Origin of the sequence: Nakamurella lactea DSM 19367, from assembly GCF_000426645.1 — a bacterium.
Taxonomy (GTDB): domain Bacteria; phylum Actinomycetota; class Actinomycetes; order Mycobacteriales; family Nakamurellaceae; genus Nakamurella; species Nakamurella lactea.
In genome coordinates, this window is sequence record NZ_AUFT01000015.1 from 125,899 (window position 1) to 142,454 (window position 16,556).

General features: G+C 66.4%; 14 protein-coding genes. 4 read left to right on the plus strand and 10 right to left on the minus strand.

Annotated elements, in window-relative coordinates; all coding sequences use genetic code 11:
- The first annotated feature begins 44 nt into the window (after positions 1-44).
- A complete protein-coding gene (locus K340_RS0114965) occupies positions 45-1,775 on the plus strand; it encodes an amidohydrolase (RefSeq protein WP_211229451.1) in 1,731 nt (576 codons plus the stop codon).
- A gap of 718 nt (positions 1,776-2,493) precedes the next feature.
- Positions 2,494-3,510: an HpcH/HpaI aldolase/citrate lyase family protein gene (locus tag K340_RS0114970; RefSeq protein ID WP_211229452.1), complete on the plus strand. Its 1,017-nt coding sequence runs from the start codon at positions 2,494-2,496 to the stop codon at positions 3,508-3,510.
- A gap of 42 nt (positions 3,511-3,552) precedes the next feature.
- On the opposite strand, the gene K340_RS0114975 is transcribed toward K340_RS0114970, so the two are convergent.
- From K340_RS0114975 to K340_RS0114985, 3 genes are all read right to left on the minus strand, one after another.
- Positions 3,553-4,755, minus strand: coding sequence for an acyl-CoA dehydrogenase family protein (locus K340_RS0114975; RefSeq protein ID WP_029137309.1), 1,203 nt, complete (start codon positions 4,753-4,755; stop codon positions 3,553-3,555).
- On the minus strand, positions 4,733-6,046 hold the full coding sequence (locus tag K340_RS30340; protein WP_051266407.1) for a CoA transferase: 1,314 nt from the start codon (positions 6,044-6,046) through the stop codon (positions 4,733-4,735). The genes K340_RS0114975 and K340_RS30340 overlap by 23 nt, the downstream gene beginning before the upstream one ends.
- Before the next feature lie 93 nt (positions 6,047-6,139).
- Entirely contained in the window at positions 6,140-6,898 is a 759-nt protein-coding gene (locus K340_RS0114985; RefSeq protein ID WP_037364980.1) for a GntR family transcriptional regulator, read from the minus strand.
- Positions 6,899-6,990: 92 nt separating this feature from the next.
- Between K340_RS0114985 and K340_RS30345 the strand changes: the two genes are divergently transcribed.
- Complete coding sequence (locus K340_RS30345; RefSeq protein ID WP_037364982.1) at positions 6,991-7,827, plus strand: hypothetical protein; 837 nt, start codon at positions 6,991-6,993, stop codon at positions 7,825-7,827.
- 102 nt (positions 7,828-7,929) lie between these two features.
- A complete protein-coding gene (locus K340_RS0114995) occupies positions 7,930-8,802 on the plus strand; it encodes an enoyl-CoA hydratase/isomerase family protein (protein WP_029137311.1) in 873 nt (290 codons plus the stop codon).
- Between the two features lie 48 nt (positions 8,803-8,850).
- On the opposite strand, the gene K340_RS0115000 is transcribed toward K340_RS0114995, so the two are convergent.
- The 7 genes from K340_RS0115000 to K340_RS0115030 form a co-directional block, all read right to left on the minus strand.
- Positions 8,851-9,612, minus strand: a complete 762-nt coding sequence (locus K340_RS0115000) for a FadR/GntR family transcriptional regulator (RefSeq protein WP_029137312.1) — start codon at positions 9,610-9,612, stop codon at positions 8,851-8,853.
- Between the two features lie 67 nt (positions 9,613-9,679).
- Entirely contained in the window at positions 9,680-10,807 is a 1,128-nt protein-coding gene (locus K340_RS0115005) for an acyl-CoA dehydrogenase family protein (protein ID WP_029137313.1), read from the minus strand.
- Positions 10,804-11,961 carry an acyl-CoA dehydrogenase family protein gene (locus K340_RS30350; protein ID WP_037364870.1) on the minus strand — a complete coding sequence of 386 codons (1,158 nt, stop codon included), beginning with the start codon at positions 11,959-11,961 and terminating at the stop codon, positions 10,804-10,806. The genes K340_RS0115005 and K340_RS30350 overlap by 4 nt, the downstream gene beginning before the upstream one ends.
- Position 11,962: 1 nt before the next feature.
- A complete protein-coding gene (locus tag K340_RS0115015) occupies positions 11,963-12,811 on the minus strand; it encodes an enoyl-CoA hydratase/isomerase family protein (protein ID WP_211229453.1) in 849 nt (282 codons plus the stop codon).
- Positions 12,804-14,339, minus strand: coding sequence for a class I adenylate-forming enzyme family protein (locus tag K340_RS0115020; protein ID WP_029137315.1), 1,536 nt, complete (start codon positions 14,337-14,339; stop codon positions 12,804-12,806). The genes K340_RS0115015 and K340_RS0115020 overlap by 8 nt, the downstream gene beginning before the upstream one ends.
- Complete coding sequence (locus K340_RS30355) at positions 14,336-15,625, minus strand: FAS1-like dehydratase domain-containing protein (protein ID WP_051266412.1); 1,290 nt, start codon at positions 15,623-15,625, stop codon at positions 14,336-14,338. Before K340_RS30355 ends, K340_RS0115020 begins: the two co-directional genes overlap by 4 nt.
- Positions 15,622-16,458 (minus strand): maleylpyruvate isomerase family mycothiol-dependent enzyme, encoded by an 837-nt coding sequence (locus K340_RS0115030; protein WP_051266414.1) that lies wholly within the window; start codon positions 16,456-16,458, stop codon positions 15,622-15,624. The genes K340_RS30355 and K340_RS0115030 overlap by 4 nt, the downstream gene beginning before the upstream one ends.
- Positions 16,459-16,556: the final 98 nt, after the last annotated feature.

Genomic DNA, 16,556 nt, shown 5'->3' on the forward strand with positions numbered 1-16,556 from the left:
GTCCTTTCCCCCGTCCGTTTTTCCCGCGCACTGAGGAGCAAGGAATGATCGACGAAGGCAACCTGCAGGACCGTGCCGCGCACGAGATGAGTCGGCGGAAGATGCTGCAGGTTCTCGGGGTCGGGGCCGGAGCGACCGCCGCGGCCGCCCTGTCCGGTGATCCGGTATACGCTGCCACCCAAGGATTCGACGACCGTCTCGGCGTCACCGCCGCGACCTACGCACCACCGACCAAGGTCGCGAAGCCCTCCAGCGCCAAAGACATCGCGCTCGATTGGATTGACGGCAGTCGCTCCTCGATCACCGACTTGAGCGACCAGATCTGGGAGTTCGCGGAACTTTCGCTGAGGGAATGGGACTCGTCGCTGGCCACAGCCGACTTGCTCCGCTCACACGGATTCACGATTCGTTGGGGCACCGCCGGGCTGCCCACCGCATTCGTTGCCACCTATTCCCAGGGTCATGGCGGGCCCACCCTTGGCTTCAATGCCGAGTGTGACGCACTACCCGGGCTGTCGCAGAAGAAGGGCGTGCCGATCCACGACCCGCTCAACTACAACTACGACGCGTACGGTCCGACATACGGACCCGGGCACGGTGACGCCCACAACACGCTCGGCGCGGCTTCCGTCGGCGCGGCCATCGCGGTGAGCAAGGCGATCAAGAAGAAGCGTCTCAATGCCACCATCAAAGTGTTCTCTTCGGCCGGCGAGGAGCAGCTGGTCGGCAAGGCCTACGCCGTCAAGGCCGGCGCCTACCGCGACCTGGACGCGTTCCTTGACTGGCATCCCACGTCTGTCACCAGCACCGGCTGGGGAACGAACAGCGCGCTGCTGTCGGCAACCTTCACCTTCCTCGGCTCCGCGGGCCACGGCGGCAGTCCGCTGGGCAACAAGTCCGGCCTGGACGGCGCCCTGCTGATGGCCACGATGACCGAATTCCTCCGGGAGAAGAACGTCGCAGCGTCCGGCCGGTTCCACTACGCGGTGATCAACGGCGGTGGCGCACCCAATGTCACGCCGGACATGTGCTCGATCTGGTACTACGTGCGAGAAGGCAGTCCCGCCCGGGTCAACGTCCTCTACGGGAAGATCCTCGCCTGCGCCCAGGCCGCCGCATCCGCGAGCCAGACGACACTGCAGTACCGAATGAACTCGGCGATCTGGAACACGTTGGGGAACAAGGCCGGCGCCGAGCTGATGTACGACAACATGCAGCAGATCGGGCCAACCGAGTTCACCGCTGCCGATCAGACCCTGGCCAAGGCTGTTCAGGCCTCGCTCGGTAAGCCGCAGGTCGGCATGAACTCGACGATCTTCCCGCTGACGCCGCCGAACCCGACCTTCCTGGGTGGCGCGTCGTCGGACACCGCCGACGTCAGTTGGCAGACGCCGAAGATCTCCTGTGTGACGCCGACCTGGCCGCCCGGTACGCCGAATCACAACTGGGCGGCCACGGCCACCGCCGCCACCAACATCGCCCATCAGGCGCTGCTCTCCGCGTCCCGCTACCTGGCCGGTACAGCCATCGACCTGATCACCCAGCCGACCGTGCTGGCGGCGATCCGGCAGGAGTTCCACGACCGCACGGCGGGCATCACCTGGAACAGCCTGATCCCGGACGGCACCCAGCCGCCGATCTACCAACCACCGGCGTCGTTCCTGCGCAAGACCGGGCAGGCGTGGCCGCCACCGGGTATCACCTGGCCGGTGCCCAGTCTGATCTCCCGCGAGAAGTTGGGCACCGACGGTCCCCCGCTACCGCCGGTCACCTGAGCGGTGGTGGACGGGCGCCCGCAGCAACGGCTGGCGGAGCGGCGGTGCCGGTGCGGCCCGATCGCAGCACCGGCACCGTAGGAGGGCGCCTCGCTCTATTTGCCCGCGCTCAGCGTCGACAGCCCGTGCCAGATGTCAGTCGTACCGTGGTGACACTTCGCGAAAGTCCCAGGTTGCTCATCGAAATGGCCATCTGGCGACACTGGGACCGGTATCCGGCGACGACCTCTCGGATCATTTGCCTCTCTTCGCCACTCTTCGACCGCTCCGACAGAAGCCAAGACCACCGGAAAGGGGCGCGCTGCCATCCAGACCACGTTTTTGAAGCTCTGCAGAGTAGACAGTGCCCAAACAACTTCGGCTCTCCGCCGTACCACTTGAGCCATCAGGCGGAATCCGACTGCGTTCGCTCCGAGCCACTGGGCTTCCCCTTGTCAGAAGCGTGACTGTGCTTACTCATCGAATTGCTGGAGCCTCTCGGACCGCGAAGCGTTACCAACACACTGATCCAGGAGTCTCCCGCATATGACCGACGACCTGGTCCCGCCGTCCGATGTCGTCCTTCCGCTGATCCGATCGACCAGTCCTGATTTCTGGCGAAATTTGGTGGCCACCCAGCATGGCTCCCGGAGGAGGACTCGGGGCCGGTTGCGGGATCTGCGGATCGACGCCCGGCTTGGCCCCGGCGGAAGGCTGCCCTGCCCTACCATGAGGGTCGATGCCGGCGACCGTCGCCGAAAGCGCCGCCGACGCCGGAACGCAGAGCCGGGGAATTGCAAGGAGAACCATGCCCGTCGTACCCTTCCAGGCGCTCGGACCGCGGCTCGAGCGGCCTACCCGGCTGCGCCGCTCGATCCTGTCCGTTCCCGGTTCCAGCGAGAAGATGCTGGCCAAGGCCGTGACCACCGAGGCCGACGAGGTGCTGCTGGACCTTGAGGATGCCGTCGCCGCGGCGGAGAAGCCCACCGCCCGTGCAAAGATCGTCGAGGCACTGAACACCCACGACTACTCTGGCAAAGTCGTCGCGGTCCGGGTGAACGACGCCGCCGGGCCGTTCCAGTACCGGGATGTGATTGAGCTCGTGCGAGGCGCCGGCGGCCACATAGACACTTTGGTTCTACCGAAGGTGCAACATCCCGGTGAGGTCTGGTTCGTCGAACATCTACTCAGCCAACTCGAGCGAGACCTGGGGCTGGATAACAGGATCGGCCTGGAGCTGCAGTTCGAGTCCGGCGCCGGTGTCACCTTCGTCTCCGCTATCGCCGAGGTCACCGACCGCACCGAGGCCTTGGTGTTCGGGCCCGGCGATTACGCCGCCGATCTGGGGCTCGACCAGACCGATATTGGCCGGATCGAACGCGGCTACCCCGGCCACCAATGGCACTACGTCCTGTCCCGACTGGTGACCACCGCCCGGGCGTTCGGGGCGGATGCGATCGACGGTCCGTTCGCCGATTTCCGCGACGAGCGCGGCCTACGGGAGTCCGCCGGCCTGGCCCGGCATCTGGGGATCGACGGAAAGTGGTGCATCCATCCTTCGCAGATCCCGGTGGTAAACCACACGTTCACCCCGTCCGCGACGGCGGTCGGACGAGCCAGGGAGGTGCTGGAAGCGTTGGCACAGGCGAAATCCGCTGGTGCCGGCGCGACCGCTCTGGACGGTGCGATGATCGACGAGGCCACTCGTAGGATGGCTGAGCGCATTGTCGCGCGCGGGGAGGCGGCTGGCATGTGACCGTTCGGCGGGGCCGCCCCGCCGTTCCGCGGATGGGTCACCCTACCCAGCGTCTTGCGTATAGAGCTGCATCAGCCGCCGCCCAATGATCATCCGCTGGATGTCGGCCGTTCCCTCGCCGATCAGCAGCATCGGGGTATCCCGATAAAGCCGCTCGATCTCGTACTCGGTGGAAAAGCCGTACCCGCCGTGGATCCGCATCGACGCCTCGACCACCTGCTGGCCGTACTCGCCAGCGAGGTACTTAGCCATCCCCGCTTCCAGGTCGTTTCGCTCGCCGGTGTCCTTCTTCCTGGCGGCGTTCACCACCAGGGCATGGGCCGCCTCGATCTTGGTGGCCATCTCGGCCAGCCGGAACTGGATCGCCTGGTGCTCGGCGATCGGTTTACCGAAGGTCCGTCGCTGCTGCGCGTAGGCGATGGCAAGCTCGAACGCCCTGATGGCCACGCCGACGGCCCGGGCCGCCACATTCACCCGGCCGACCTCCACCCCGTCCATCATCTGGTAAAAGCCGCGGCCGGGGACGCCCCCGAGTACCTGGTCCGCCGACACCCTGTGTTCGTCGAGGATCAGCTCGGTAGTGTCGACTCCCTTGTACCCCAGCTTGGAGATCTTGCCCGGCACGGTGAGCCCCGGTGCGGTCTCGCCGAATCCGGGTTCCTTCTCGAGCAGGAACGTGGTCAGGTTCTGGTGCGGGCGCGGCGCACCCTCGTCGGTCCTGGCCAGCAGTGCCACAAGGTTGGCCGATCCGCCGTTGGTCAACCACATCTTCTGTCCGGTGATGGAGTACTGGCCGTCCGCCGGGCCGGCTGCGTGGGTGGTGATGGCGGCGACGTCGGATCCCAGAGCGGGTTCGCTCATCGAGAAGGCGCCACGCACATCCCCAGTTGCCATCCGTGGCAGGTAGTGGGCGCGCTGTTCGTCGGTGCCGTGCTGCAGCAAGAGGTACGCCACTATGAAGTGAGTGTTGATGATTCCGGACACGCTCATCCAGCCGCGAGAGAGTTCCTCCACGACGAGCGCGTAGGTAAGGAGCGATTCCCCCAGGCCACCGTACTCTTCGGGGATCATCAGCCCGAACACTCCCAGATCTCGCATCCCGGCAACGATGTCGGACGGGTACTCGTCGTTTCTCTCCAACACCTTTGCCGTCGGTATGATCTCCCGGTCGACGAAGGTGCGCACCAGGTCCAATATCTCTTGCTGTTGCTCGGTCAGCCCGTCAGTGGTCGCAAGTCGGCGCATCGCGGATTCCCTTCGATCGTTCACTGCCGTCGAACACCACGCCGTCACGACATAGGACGGCGATCACCTCCGGGTCCATGCTGAGCCGCTCGCGCAGCAGTTCCACGGTGTGCTCGCCCAACAGCGGCGCCGGTTGCGGCGCCCGGCGTGTAGAGATCAGGTCCAGGGGTGACGCGGGAGCCAAATACTGCCCGATCCCCGGCTGATCCAGGGAACGCATCATCGCACGATCGTGATCCCAGTCGGCCGGCTCGCTGCCGGCGGTGAGATCGGCGACGACATCGGTAAACGTTCGGTACCGTTCCCAGAGCACCGAGGTCTTCGCGAGTCCGGCCGCAGCAGCGTCCGCATCATGCCGAGAGAACCAGGCCTGCACTAGGTCCGCCAACACCTCGCGGTGGGTGTACCGGTCCGCCTCCAAAGAGAAGTCCACCGACAGCGCCGCTTCGAGCGCACTGACCAGGTTGGCGATGTCGGTTAGTGCCACCAGATCCCGCCAGTGTCGCTGGGTCAGCGCGACTACCATGATGCGCCCACCGTCGGCACAGGCGAAGTCACGGGCGAAGCTGCCGTACATGTGGTTCCCGACGCGAGGCCGGTCCACCCCGTTCACCTGCGCCTCGGCGAGCAGGCCCAGGTTGCCGGCGGTGGCCAACGCGACATCGGAAAGGGCCAGCCGAATGCGCTCGCCTGCTCCCGTGGTGCTGCGGCGCAGCGCAGCAGCGCAGATCCCCACGGCGGCATACAGTCCGCAAGCGACGTCCCAGGCCGGCAGCACATGGTTCACCGGGCCGGACCAGCCGTCCGGGCCAGTGATAGACGGGAATCCCAGGCCGGCGTTGACCGTGTAGTCCACAGCCGGCGAACCGTCCGGACGCCCGAGGATCTCGACGTGGATCAGGTCGGGGCACACCGCAGTCAGGTCGTCGGCGGCCAGTCCACCGCGGCCGGCCGAGTTCGTCAGCACCACTCCGGTGCCCGGTGCAAGTCCTGCGACCAGATCCCGAATCAGACCACGACCCGTCTCCGAGCGGAGATCGGCGACCAGCGATCGCTTGCCCTTGTTCAGCCCTGCCCAGTACAGACTCGCCCCGGACGAGGTGACCGGCCAGCGGTCCCGGTCTGCAGCACCACCGATCGGATCGACCCGGATCACCTGGGCGCCAAGTTGCGCCAGCGTCATGCCGCCCAACGGCGCTGCCACGAAGGACGAGATCTCGACCACCCACAGACCGCTCAGCGGCCCGCGGGAATCGTCGACGCCCGGTGCCGACTCCGTTGATCCGGGCACGTCTCACCTCATTCGTCCGGCCTCGCATTTGTACGGCCATTAAGGATTTGTACGGCCATTATGACCCGTAGGTCAGCGACTGTCCAGAGCGGTTCACTCCACCGCTGCGCGGAAAGGCTGTCGCCGCAAGGTGACCCGGTAGGCGTAGTGGCGGGGAACGAAATGGCTGATCGCCAGTTCCACTGCCACACCCGAGATGTCCTGGTACAAGCGCTCCACCAGCAGCAGTGGCTCGCGCGGCGACCCGCCGAGCACCCGACCCAGCTCCCGACCGGCCGATACCGCGGTGATCGTCTGCTCGGTGTGGGCGATCGGCACTTCCAACCGCCGGTCCAGCAGACCGAGGACAGTGTTCGGCGTCTTGCTGCCCGCCACGGCCAGCTCCTGGATGTCTGCCAGCAACGCGCCCACCGCCGGCGGCAGGTACACGCGGGTCTGGCAGATGACGTCCGCACCGTGGCGGCGTAGGAACCGCACGCTACTGACTGCAGCAGATCCCAGGCCGAGTCTGGCCGCTGGCCCCGGGTCGTCGTGCGTCCGAAGCGGCTCAAGGATCTCCAGTTCGGTGTCCTGAGACAGCGCCATCAGGTCATCGACGGAACCGAACTGCCGCAGGTACGGTGCATTCGGGTCGGCCGCGGCAAAGGTCCCCCGGCCTGGTACCCGGTAGATCACGCCCTCAGCCACCAGTTCCTGCATCGCCCGACGGACTGTCTGCCGGGACACCGCTTCGCGGCGCACCAGTTCGAGTTCGGTCGGCAGCGCGCTGCCGTCCGCCCACTCCCCGGCGCGCAGTCGTGCGCGGATCCCGTGGGCGAGCTGCCGGTACGCTGCCGGTCGTGACTTAGTCACCGACTGTGTCTCCTCCCTGCCATCCAGGCGCACGGTCCCCCTGTCATCGTGCATCATGACCGGTGCACGTCCGCTATTCCTCGGAGTCGACCTTGAGCGAACACTGCGCCCAGACCGATCATCTCGACTACCGCCGAGCGGCCGCTCTTGCCGGGCTGCTCGACCGGCCGGCGCCGGCTGTCGGGGATCCGCTGCCCCCCCTGTGGCACCTGATCTACTTCCTGCCGCTCGCCGCACAATCCGAGCTCGGCCCGGACGGCCACCCCCGTCAGGGCCTTCCGAGCCCGCCACGAGCTGGGATGCGGCGCTTGTTTGCCGGCGGGCGGATTACCTTCGCCGGCGCACTGATGGTGGGTGACGACGCCGAGGCACGCACAGACGTCATCCGCAGTGTCGACAAGGACACCCGCTCCGGCGGGCGGATCAGGTTCGTCACCAGCCGCACCGAGATCCGGGTTGACGACCGGGTGATCCTGACCGAGGAACGGGACATCGCCTACCTGGAACCGGCGACCCCGTCCACGCCCGCGCCCACGCCCACAGGACAGTCCGTCGGTACCGACACAGCGATCGAGCACCTGCGGGCCGAAGCGCTGCAGCACCGGTCGATCGCGGTGGATCCCACCCTACTTTTCCGGTTTTCGGCGCTGACCTACAACGCCCATCGCATCCACTACGACCTTAGCTACGCCCGCGAGGTCGAGGGCCACCGCGGGCTGGTGGTGCACGGTCCGCTACAGGCGCTGCTGATGGCCGAGCTGGCCGAGGCCGTTCGCGGGCCGATGACGGGGCACACCTTCGGCTATCGGCTCGCATCGCCGCTGTATCTCGGAGAGGGCCTGACGGTCTTGGCCCGCTCGCCGGAGCAACTGTGCATCGCCGACGATAAGGGGCACATCACTGCTACGGCCGAGATCATCAGTATCTGAAACATCTATAGGTCTTGATTCAAAGCTATAGATGTATGTACGCTCGCGTCAGGATGGTGCGGCGCACACAGGTGCGGCCACCCGATGGCACCGAGGAGCGGCATGACCAAGCAGCAGATTCTGGTACAGCGCGACACCGACAACCATGTCGGCCGAATCACGTTGAACCGCCCGGACAAGAAGAATTCCTACGACCTGACGATGCGGAACCAATTGGCGGATGCTCTGGATGAGCTGGCCGAGGACGACACAGTCAAGGCAGTGGTGCTGCGCGGTTCGAACGGAATCTTCTCCACGGGCGCCGATATGGGCAACGCCTACCGCTGGTACGCCAAGGGCGAAGAACTGGACCGGCCGTCCAAGTCACGCCCTAGTCAACGCACCCGGATCGCCGTGGACCGCAACACCTTCGACTTCTACCGGCGCCTAGGGTCGTATCCGAAGGTGACCGTCGCCGAGGTAACAGGATATGCCCTCGGTGGTGGGCTGGAGATGGCTCTGTATTGCGACATGTGTGTGATCGGCGAGGACACAAGGATCGGTATGCCGGCCACCCGCTTCCTCGGACCAGCCCTGGGATCGCTGCACCTGTTCTTTTACCGGCTCGGCCCGACGCTGACCAAGCGACTACTGCTGACCGGCGACATCGTGCAGGCGAGGGCACTCAGCCACTTGAACATCTTCACCGAAACCCTGCCGGACGAACAGGTTCCCGCCCGCGCCGCCTGGTTGGCCACAAAGGCGGCCAGGATGCCGGCGGACGGCATTGCCATTGCCAAGGAGGCGTTCCGACTGGTCGAGCAACTGCAGCACTACCAAGGTGAGGACGTGATCAGCCCGCTGATCCACGCGTTCGCGACGAACCTGCAGTTTTCCGCCGGAGAGTTCAACTTCGTCAAGACCCGGGCACTGCATGGCACCCGACAGGCCTTCGCCATGCGGGACGAGCATTTCGAGGTCCCCGAGCCGCAGTGACGTCTTTGCAGGTTCTGAAGGACGCGTACCCGGGGCCGCGCCCGCGGGTCACTCGTGGTCGAGCAGGTCCACGACTGTGGATGCCCGCTGGCCGAGCATCACCCTCCCCACCTTCTCCATGTGCAGCTTCCAGTGCTGCTCGGCAGCGCGTGTCTCGCCGTTCTCGATGCAGGCGACCAGCCGCTCCTGGGACCGTAGGCCCCGGCGCCGGACGGCCACCGGTTCGGCCGTGCCGTCGGACATACTTACCGCGGTGACGGCTCGTGCCACTATCTCGTCGAGCATCTGGGCGATAGTTGAGAGAGTCTCGTTGCCGGCGCAGGCGACCAGCCCGGTGTGGAAGCTAGCGTTCGCCTGTCCGTACAGAACCGGGTCCTCGATCACCAATCGCTGCGCCTCGATCAGGTACCGCAGCCGTCCGACAATCCGCACGCGGTGTGGGAGCCCGGCGACCACCTTCACAGCGGCGGGTTCCAGAATCGCCCTAGCCGCGAACACGTCGTCCAACCGGATGTTCCTGGCCTGGAAGACCATTGCAGCCGCCCGCGCCAGGTGCTCCTGGTTCGGTCGATGGACCACCACCCCGCCGCTGGCGCCCCGCAGCACCGACACCAGGCCCTCCGCCTCCAGGATCCGCAACGCTTCCCGCAGCGATGGCCGGGATACACCGAACCGGTCGATTAATTCGAGTTCGCGACCAAGTAGGTCCCCGTCGCTGAATTGCCCGTCCAGAATCTGTGAACGGATCTGCGCCGCTACCTGACCGGGTTTGCCGCCCCTGCCGCCGTCTTGCGCCACTTGCTTCGCCATTCCTTACCGATCGTCCCGATGGGTCCGCATTGCCCGCCCGGCAGGCTACGCAGTCTAGTCGGCCGGTTCATAGTCCGATGGCGAAGGGATAGGGCCAGTCGGCTCCCCGGGCGGCGGCGAGCGGGTCATCGCCGGCGAGTTCGCGGCGTAGTTCTGTCGGAGTCCCGCCGAGCACCCGGTCGACCAGTGCCCTGCGCAGGAACAGGTTCACCGGGCAGTCCCAGGTGAATCCGTAAGCGCCGTGTAATTCGACGGCCCGTCGGGTCACCGCGACGAAGGCCTCGACGGCTTGATTCCTGGCCATTGCGGCGAGCCGAAAGGCATTGTGGGCTTCTGTGCCCAGCTCTACGCCCGCCTGGTCGACCCGGTACGCCGCCCCGAGGGCGATCGCCCGGACCGGGCGGGCCTGCACGACAAGGTCGGCGATCTGGTGCTGCACCGCCTGGAACGCCGCGATGGGGCGGCCGAACTGCTGCCGCTCGGATACATACGCCAGCACCTGGTCCAGGCAGGAGCGGCTGCCACCTATCGCGTCCGCGGTGGTCAGTGTGAGGGCCGCGGCCCGAATCAGAGCACCCACCCCCGGTCCCTGCGCCAGAATCCGCACGGCGCAGTCCTGCAGGCTGATCGCCCCGTGATCCCGCACCAGGTCCAGCCGGCCCAGAGACTGCGTCCGAACGCCGGCATCAGCCAGGTCGACCCACGCCAACAGGTGCGGACCGGCTACCAGGAGCGCGTCGGTCCCGGCAGCCAGCGCTACCGCGGGCAGTTCACCGGAGACCCGGCCGGTCCTGGTCGGTTGTATCGCGGTGTCAGGAACAGGGGCGACGGCAACCCGTGTCTGTCCAGCGATCAGGTTGCGCACCAGCTCCCGCGCAGGCTCCGTCGCAACCGACACTGTTGCCAATGCCCAAGCAGCCAGCGCCTGATCGACCGGCCATGTCGGTGCAGCGAACCGCCCGAGGGTGACCGCGGTCAGGTATAGGTCAACGAACGACCCGCCGGCGCCACCGCAACTCTCCGGCACCGCCAGCCCTACGATTCCCACCTGATTGGCCAGCCGGTCGATCGCCGCAGTCACGGTCCCCAGTGCATCGTCCCGGGTGAGCGCGCCGGGTAGGCCGGCTCTGGTGCAGGCCTGTTCGATCGTCCCGATCAGTTCAAGCTGGTCGGGCGACGGGCCGAAACCTGTCATTGGTCGGCTCTGCGCTGTTCAGGCATCCCCAGTCCGCGCCGGGCCAGGATGTCCCGCTGGATGTTCGAGGTGCCGCCTGCGATTGTCAGGCCCAAGGACCCGAGGATCTGCGTCACCCAACGGGCCTCAACCACTTCGGTGCGCGGCAGGTCGGCAGCGACCGACGGCAGCAGGTCCATGGCCAGTGCGGCCACCTTCTCCTGGAAAGCCGACTGGAACAGCTTGTCGGTCAGACGCAACACCGTGAGGTCCTGGGCGGTACCGAAAGCCTGTTCGATGGTCGCGAAACGCTTGACCTCCACTAGTTCCCGCAGTTCCATCAGCCGCTGGGCCAGGGCCGGGTCGTGAGGGGCGCCGCGCGCGGCGTACGCCCGCAGTAGTGCACGGAACAGAGTGCCGAGCCGACCGGCGCCGCTGATCATCGTTCGCTCGTGCCGCAAAGTCGTGGTCGCGACGGTCCATCCGTTCCCGGGTTCTCCCACTACGTGGTCCAGTGGGGTGCGGGCATCGTCGAAGATGACCTCGTTGAAGGTGGCCGCGCCGGTGATCTGCCGAATGGGTTCGACCCGGACGCCCGGCTGGTCCATTGGTACCAGTATGTAGCTGAGCCCGTCGTGTCCGCGGTCTGCGGCATCGGTGCGCGCAAGCACGAAGACGTAGTCGGCGTCCGCGGCGTAAGACGTCCAGATCTTGCGTCCGTCGATCCGCCAGTACCGGTCGTCGGTAGCGGTGGCCCTGGTGGTCACACTCGCCAGGTCGCTGCCAACCCCTGGCTCGCTGTACCCCTGGCACCAACGTATCTGTCCAACGATGGTGGGACCCGCGAAGGCTTTACACAGAGCGGGGTTGGCGTGCTCCAGCAGGGTCGGCACTACCATCCTGGCTCCGATAGAGTCCAGTTCACCCGGCGCCTGTACCGCGCGGAACTCGGCGTCGATGATCGCCTCGCTGATCACGTCGCTGTCCATCTCTGCCCCGCCGTAGGCTTTGGGCACCCAGCGATACAGCAGCCCGGCGTCGATAGCGGTGCGCCGGAACGTTTCCGTCGATCCGGCGCGCTGCTCAACGGTGGACCAGTGGTCTGACAGAAACTCCTGGGCTCGCGCCCGCAGCTCCAAGTGGCTGTCGGTCAGATGCATAAAGGTTGCGGTCATGTCAGCTTCCAGTGAACTGTGGTTGCCGTTTCTCACCGAAGGCCGCGATCCCTTCCTTGAAATCCCGGGAGCGGATGGTGAGCTCCACCGAGCGCGCTTCCCGGTCCATCGCGGCTGCCAACTGAGCCGAGGCGGCCGATCGCATCAGTTGCTTCGTCTCGCCGATGGCGACGGTCGGGCCGGCGGCCAGCTCATCGGCCCGCTGTCTGGCGACCTGGACAGCGTCGTCACCGGGGACCACCTCGGTCACTAGACCCCACCTGGCCGCGGTGGCTGCGTCGACGATGCCGCCGCGCATCAGCATGTCGGTGGCGCGGGCCAGGCCGATCCGCAGCGGCAGCAGCAAGCTGCCGCCGGAGTCTACTGCGAACCCGCGCTGCGAGAATGGTTCCGAGAGTCTGGCGGAGCCGGCGGCGAAGATGAAGTCGCTGGCCAGCGCCACATGGAGGCCTAGACCCATGGCACGGCCGTTCACCGCGGCTACCACCGGCAGAGGGCAGTCCCACAAAGACTGCACAAGTCGCGCCGCGCCGCGCCGCAGGCTCCGTTGCAGGTGTCCGATCCGCGGCGAGCTTTGCGCCCCGGCAGCTTCCAGGTCACCGCCGGTGCAGAAGTGGCGTCCTTCGCCGGACAGCAATACTGCCCTTACCGACGGGACCTCAGCGGTTCCCAGGTGATCGATAAGGGTGGCCAGTCGGGCACAGTCGACCGAGCGCAGCGCGTTGCCGCGGTGCGGGCGGTTCAGCTCGATGTGAAGCGTGCTCCCCTGCAGGTTCAACCGCAGGTCGGGTGAGGATCCCCCTGGCAAGATCTGTTCCATCTCCTGGATGGTGTCTGGTACCTCAGGCATCGCGGATCTCCGTTCGGGTTGCGGCCACCTTGGCAGCCAGTTCCTGGGCCAGAGTGGATTCCGAGAGTTTCATCATCTCGTTGCGGGGGAGGGTGCTCCGAACGTCGATCAGGACTGGGATCTCGTACTTCTTCAGCCGCTGCCGACACCAGTCCAGCAGTTCGCCCGCGGTGACTGTGGATTCCGGTTTCACTTCGACGGCCGCCGCCGGCACCTGACCAAGCCGCTCGTCGCCCAGCCCGAGGCAGACGGCATGGGCCACTGCGTCATGGGCGTTGAGCACGGCGGCCACATCGCCGCGGGAGACCTTGAAGCCCCCTCGCATCAGCACATCGTCGGTGCGGCCCTGGATCCACAGGAAGCCGTCTGCGTCGAGACGTCCGAGATCGTTGGTGGACACCCACTGCGGGGGCTCGTCGGCGGTCAGGACCGCGACCCGGACTGTCCCGACGTGGTCGGGGGGCAGTACCTGTCCGGTGACCGGGTCGACGATCTCCACCGCCTTCCCCGGGATCGGCCGTCCCACCGACCCGAGTTTGCTGCGCCCGAAGGTGTCCCAGTCCTCCATGGTGTGCCTGGCGACCGGGCCGAGGAATTCGGAGGCCCCGTAGGACTGCAACACCGGGAGGTGGTAGATGCGTTCGAACTCCTGCGCCGTTGCCATCGACATAGGCGCCGAGCCGGTGTAGAAGCACCGGACTCCCTCGAATGTCTTCGGATCGATGCCGGCATCGATCACCATGCGGGCCACGGCGGGCGGCGCGCCGGCGATGCGCGGCCGGTACCGCCGGACCAGTCCGGCCCACTCCCGGACGTCGAAGCGATCCATGATCGCCAGTGGGCGGCCTCGCCAGACCGAATTGACGATGGCCATGGCGCCGCCAATGCTGGCGAACGGCAGGGTGTTGATGGTGGCGCCCTTGGCCTGTCGCGGGTCACCGGCCAGGGTGCCCCTGTCCGGCTTGGCGATCTTGGTGCGCGGCACGGGGATCCGCTTGGGTCGACCGGTGGTGCCGCTGGTGGTGATCGAGTAGGCGACCGTGTCGTCGTGGGCGAACACATCCCTGTCGTGGACGGGGGTCGCGGCCCTGACTGTGCCGGCAGGCCGATTCAGTCCTTGCAGGCTGACCAGATGAGTGCCTGCAGCGTCCAGTGCCTCCGATACGGCAGGCTCCACCGAATCGACGTCCATCACCACTGCGCGCAGCCGCAGCCCGCGCAGTTCGTCCGCCAGCGCCGTCGCACCCTGCAGATAGTTGATCAGGGCGACCGGACGGCCGGTGCGGAGCAACGCGAGGAAGGCGGCAACGCTGTCTGGCCGGGTGCGGATCACTAAGCCGACGGTGCCGCTGCCGGCTCCGACAAGGGCAAGGGTGTCCAACACCCGTTGTCCGGCGTCACCTATTTCGTCCCAGGTAATCTGCGTCCCCCCGGCATCCAGTGCCGCAACGTCGCCGTAGGCGACGAACAGCGCTTCCAGGCGCTGCGCAAAGGCACTCTGCCGATCCTGTTTCACCTTTTCGGTCACCGAGGTCCCTCCGGGTCCACCTGACGCCCCGGTGGCGGTGGGCTAGGCAGGACGACGGGGCCGCGCTCCCGAGACGGCAGCAGCACGGTAGCCGACCCGCGGATGTTTTCCTCGCCGCGCTGGTTGGTACCTGTGATCTCCAACTCGACACTCGGCCCGAGTTCGGGGTGGATGAGTTGCTCAATCACTCGGCCCTGCAGCCGGGTGGTGTCGCCGACGAAGTTGAACTTGCGAAACTCGCAGCGTGCCCGGTAGACCCATCCGTCGTCGCCGCACCAGTTGGTGCAGTAGTGCAGGAGCCATGACCAGCGCATAGGTCCGATGTCGTAGATGGTCGGCACCCCCACCTCCCTGGCCAGGTCCTCTTCCCAGTGCACCCGTTGCATCACATCCCAGGCGTTGTTCCGGTTGCGGGAGTAGAAGCCGGGCATGGCCTGACGTTGCGCGGCAGCCAGCTTCAGTGCCGGGTTGCCGTACACCAGCCAGCCCGCACCCATATGGAAGTTGAACATGTCGGTGACGGTGAGTGGCCCCTTGGCCATCACCGGCATCCTCATGTTCTCGGTGACGTCCTCCCAGTACCGGGTGTCCGCGCCACGGACGAACTCCGATCGGTACAGCTCGTCGATCTCTTCGATCTCAGCAACGGTGTATACGTACGGCTCCCACTCCCCCGAACTATCGGCCCCGCCGGTCCGGGTGGTCCCGTTCGCTGCTTCGGCACTCCCTGCCGGGTCGCGCGGCTTCTTCGGCTTGCGTTCGGCGTGCACGAACCACTTGTCGAGGTCGACGTACAGCTGTCCGCCAGAGAACCACTGGTAGTTGTTAGTGACGATTACCGAGCGGCCGGCAAAGGTCGAGCTCTTGGGCGTGACCTCGGTAATAGCGTAGGTGCGGTCCAGGGTGGTGCCCGGAGTGATCGGGCGGTAGTACCGCGCCTCGTTACCGGAGTGGTACAGCTGCACCCCCCGCAGCGCTCCTCGGGTTTCCCGACGCAGGTCCGCCGGCACCTTCGGGGAGCGGTCCATCCCCATAGTCGCCTCGAAGCCCGGCGGTGCCACCATGCTTCCCCACCGGGTTCCGACGCCGTGCTCCGGATCGACGAACATCGGGTTGTCGTCGCCGTACCCCTCGGCGAAGTGTCGGATCGCGTCGACGGTAGCCTCCGTGTTCCATGGCAACGTGACCCGGCCGCTGCGAATCGTGGGATTGGGGTAGCCGATCAGCAGACGCATCTTTTCGATGCCCTCGTCGGTGATCCGGCCGTGGTCGACCTGCTGCTTCATGTGGTGTTCCTCCGTTCAGTGCAGTTCTCGGGTCCCGGCGCCGACACTCGCGGGGGACGCCCAATTCCGGGTGCCCCTGCGTAGCACTGGGCGACGCGGAGCCATTCCTCCGCTCCTGGTGTTGTGGTCAGGGTGGTGTCCAGCAGGTGGCGACGTTGGGTGACGACTAGACAGAAGTCGACCGCCGACCCGGTGATCCGCTCCGCCGCCAATTCCGGCCCGAAACTCCACCGCCCACCACCAGCGGGAGGGTCCAGTTCCACCCGAACATCGTCGTCGGGCGGCGTGAGATCACGGACCTGGTAGCTCCACCGCCGGGTGATGAAGCCGAGTTCGGCCACGTGGTACAGCCGATCAGTTTGCGGGAGCCGGCCGCCGAGCGCATCGACAATGTCCATGCCGTGGGCCCAGTGCTCCATCACTCGGGCACCGACCAGCCGCACGAGCCGCATCGGGGGCCCGTACCAGCCGACCCGGGTTTCCGGATCACTTTGGCGGGCACCACTTTCGAAAACGGTGACCGAACGCAGCCATTCGTCCACCACCCCGCGCCCAAGTTTCCGACCCCTGCGTCGCTGCTCCTCTCGCAAGGCGGTGTTGCCCCTGGCCACCTCTGCCCAGGCAGCGAACTTGGCCGGATCCTTCACCGCCAGCGCAGCCTCGTCGTTGGTGTGCCACAGGTGCGTGATGGTGTCCGCGACGGTCCAGTCGATCGCTGCGGAATCCGCCGACAGGTCCGGGCAGCGGTTCAGCACCGCCTCGAGATCGCTGCACTGCGCCACGAAGTCGTCGATGGCCCCGGCCAGCGCCACGTACGGATCAGCAGCTTGCATGTCGACACGAACTCCCACCTGTCAATAGATAACAACATACCCATACTGGGTCGCCGCGGGCAAGGTGGAGGAAATTGCCCTACGATGAGGCGGAGAGT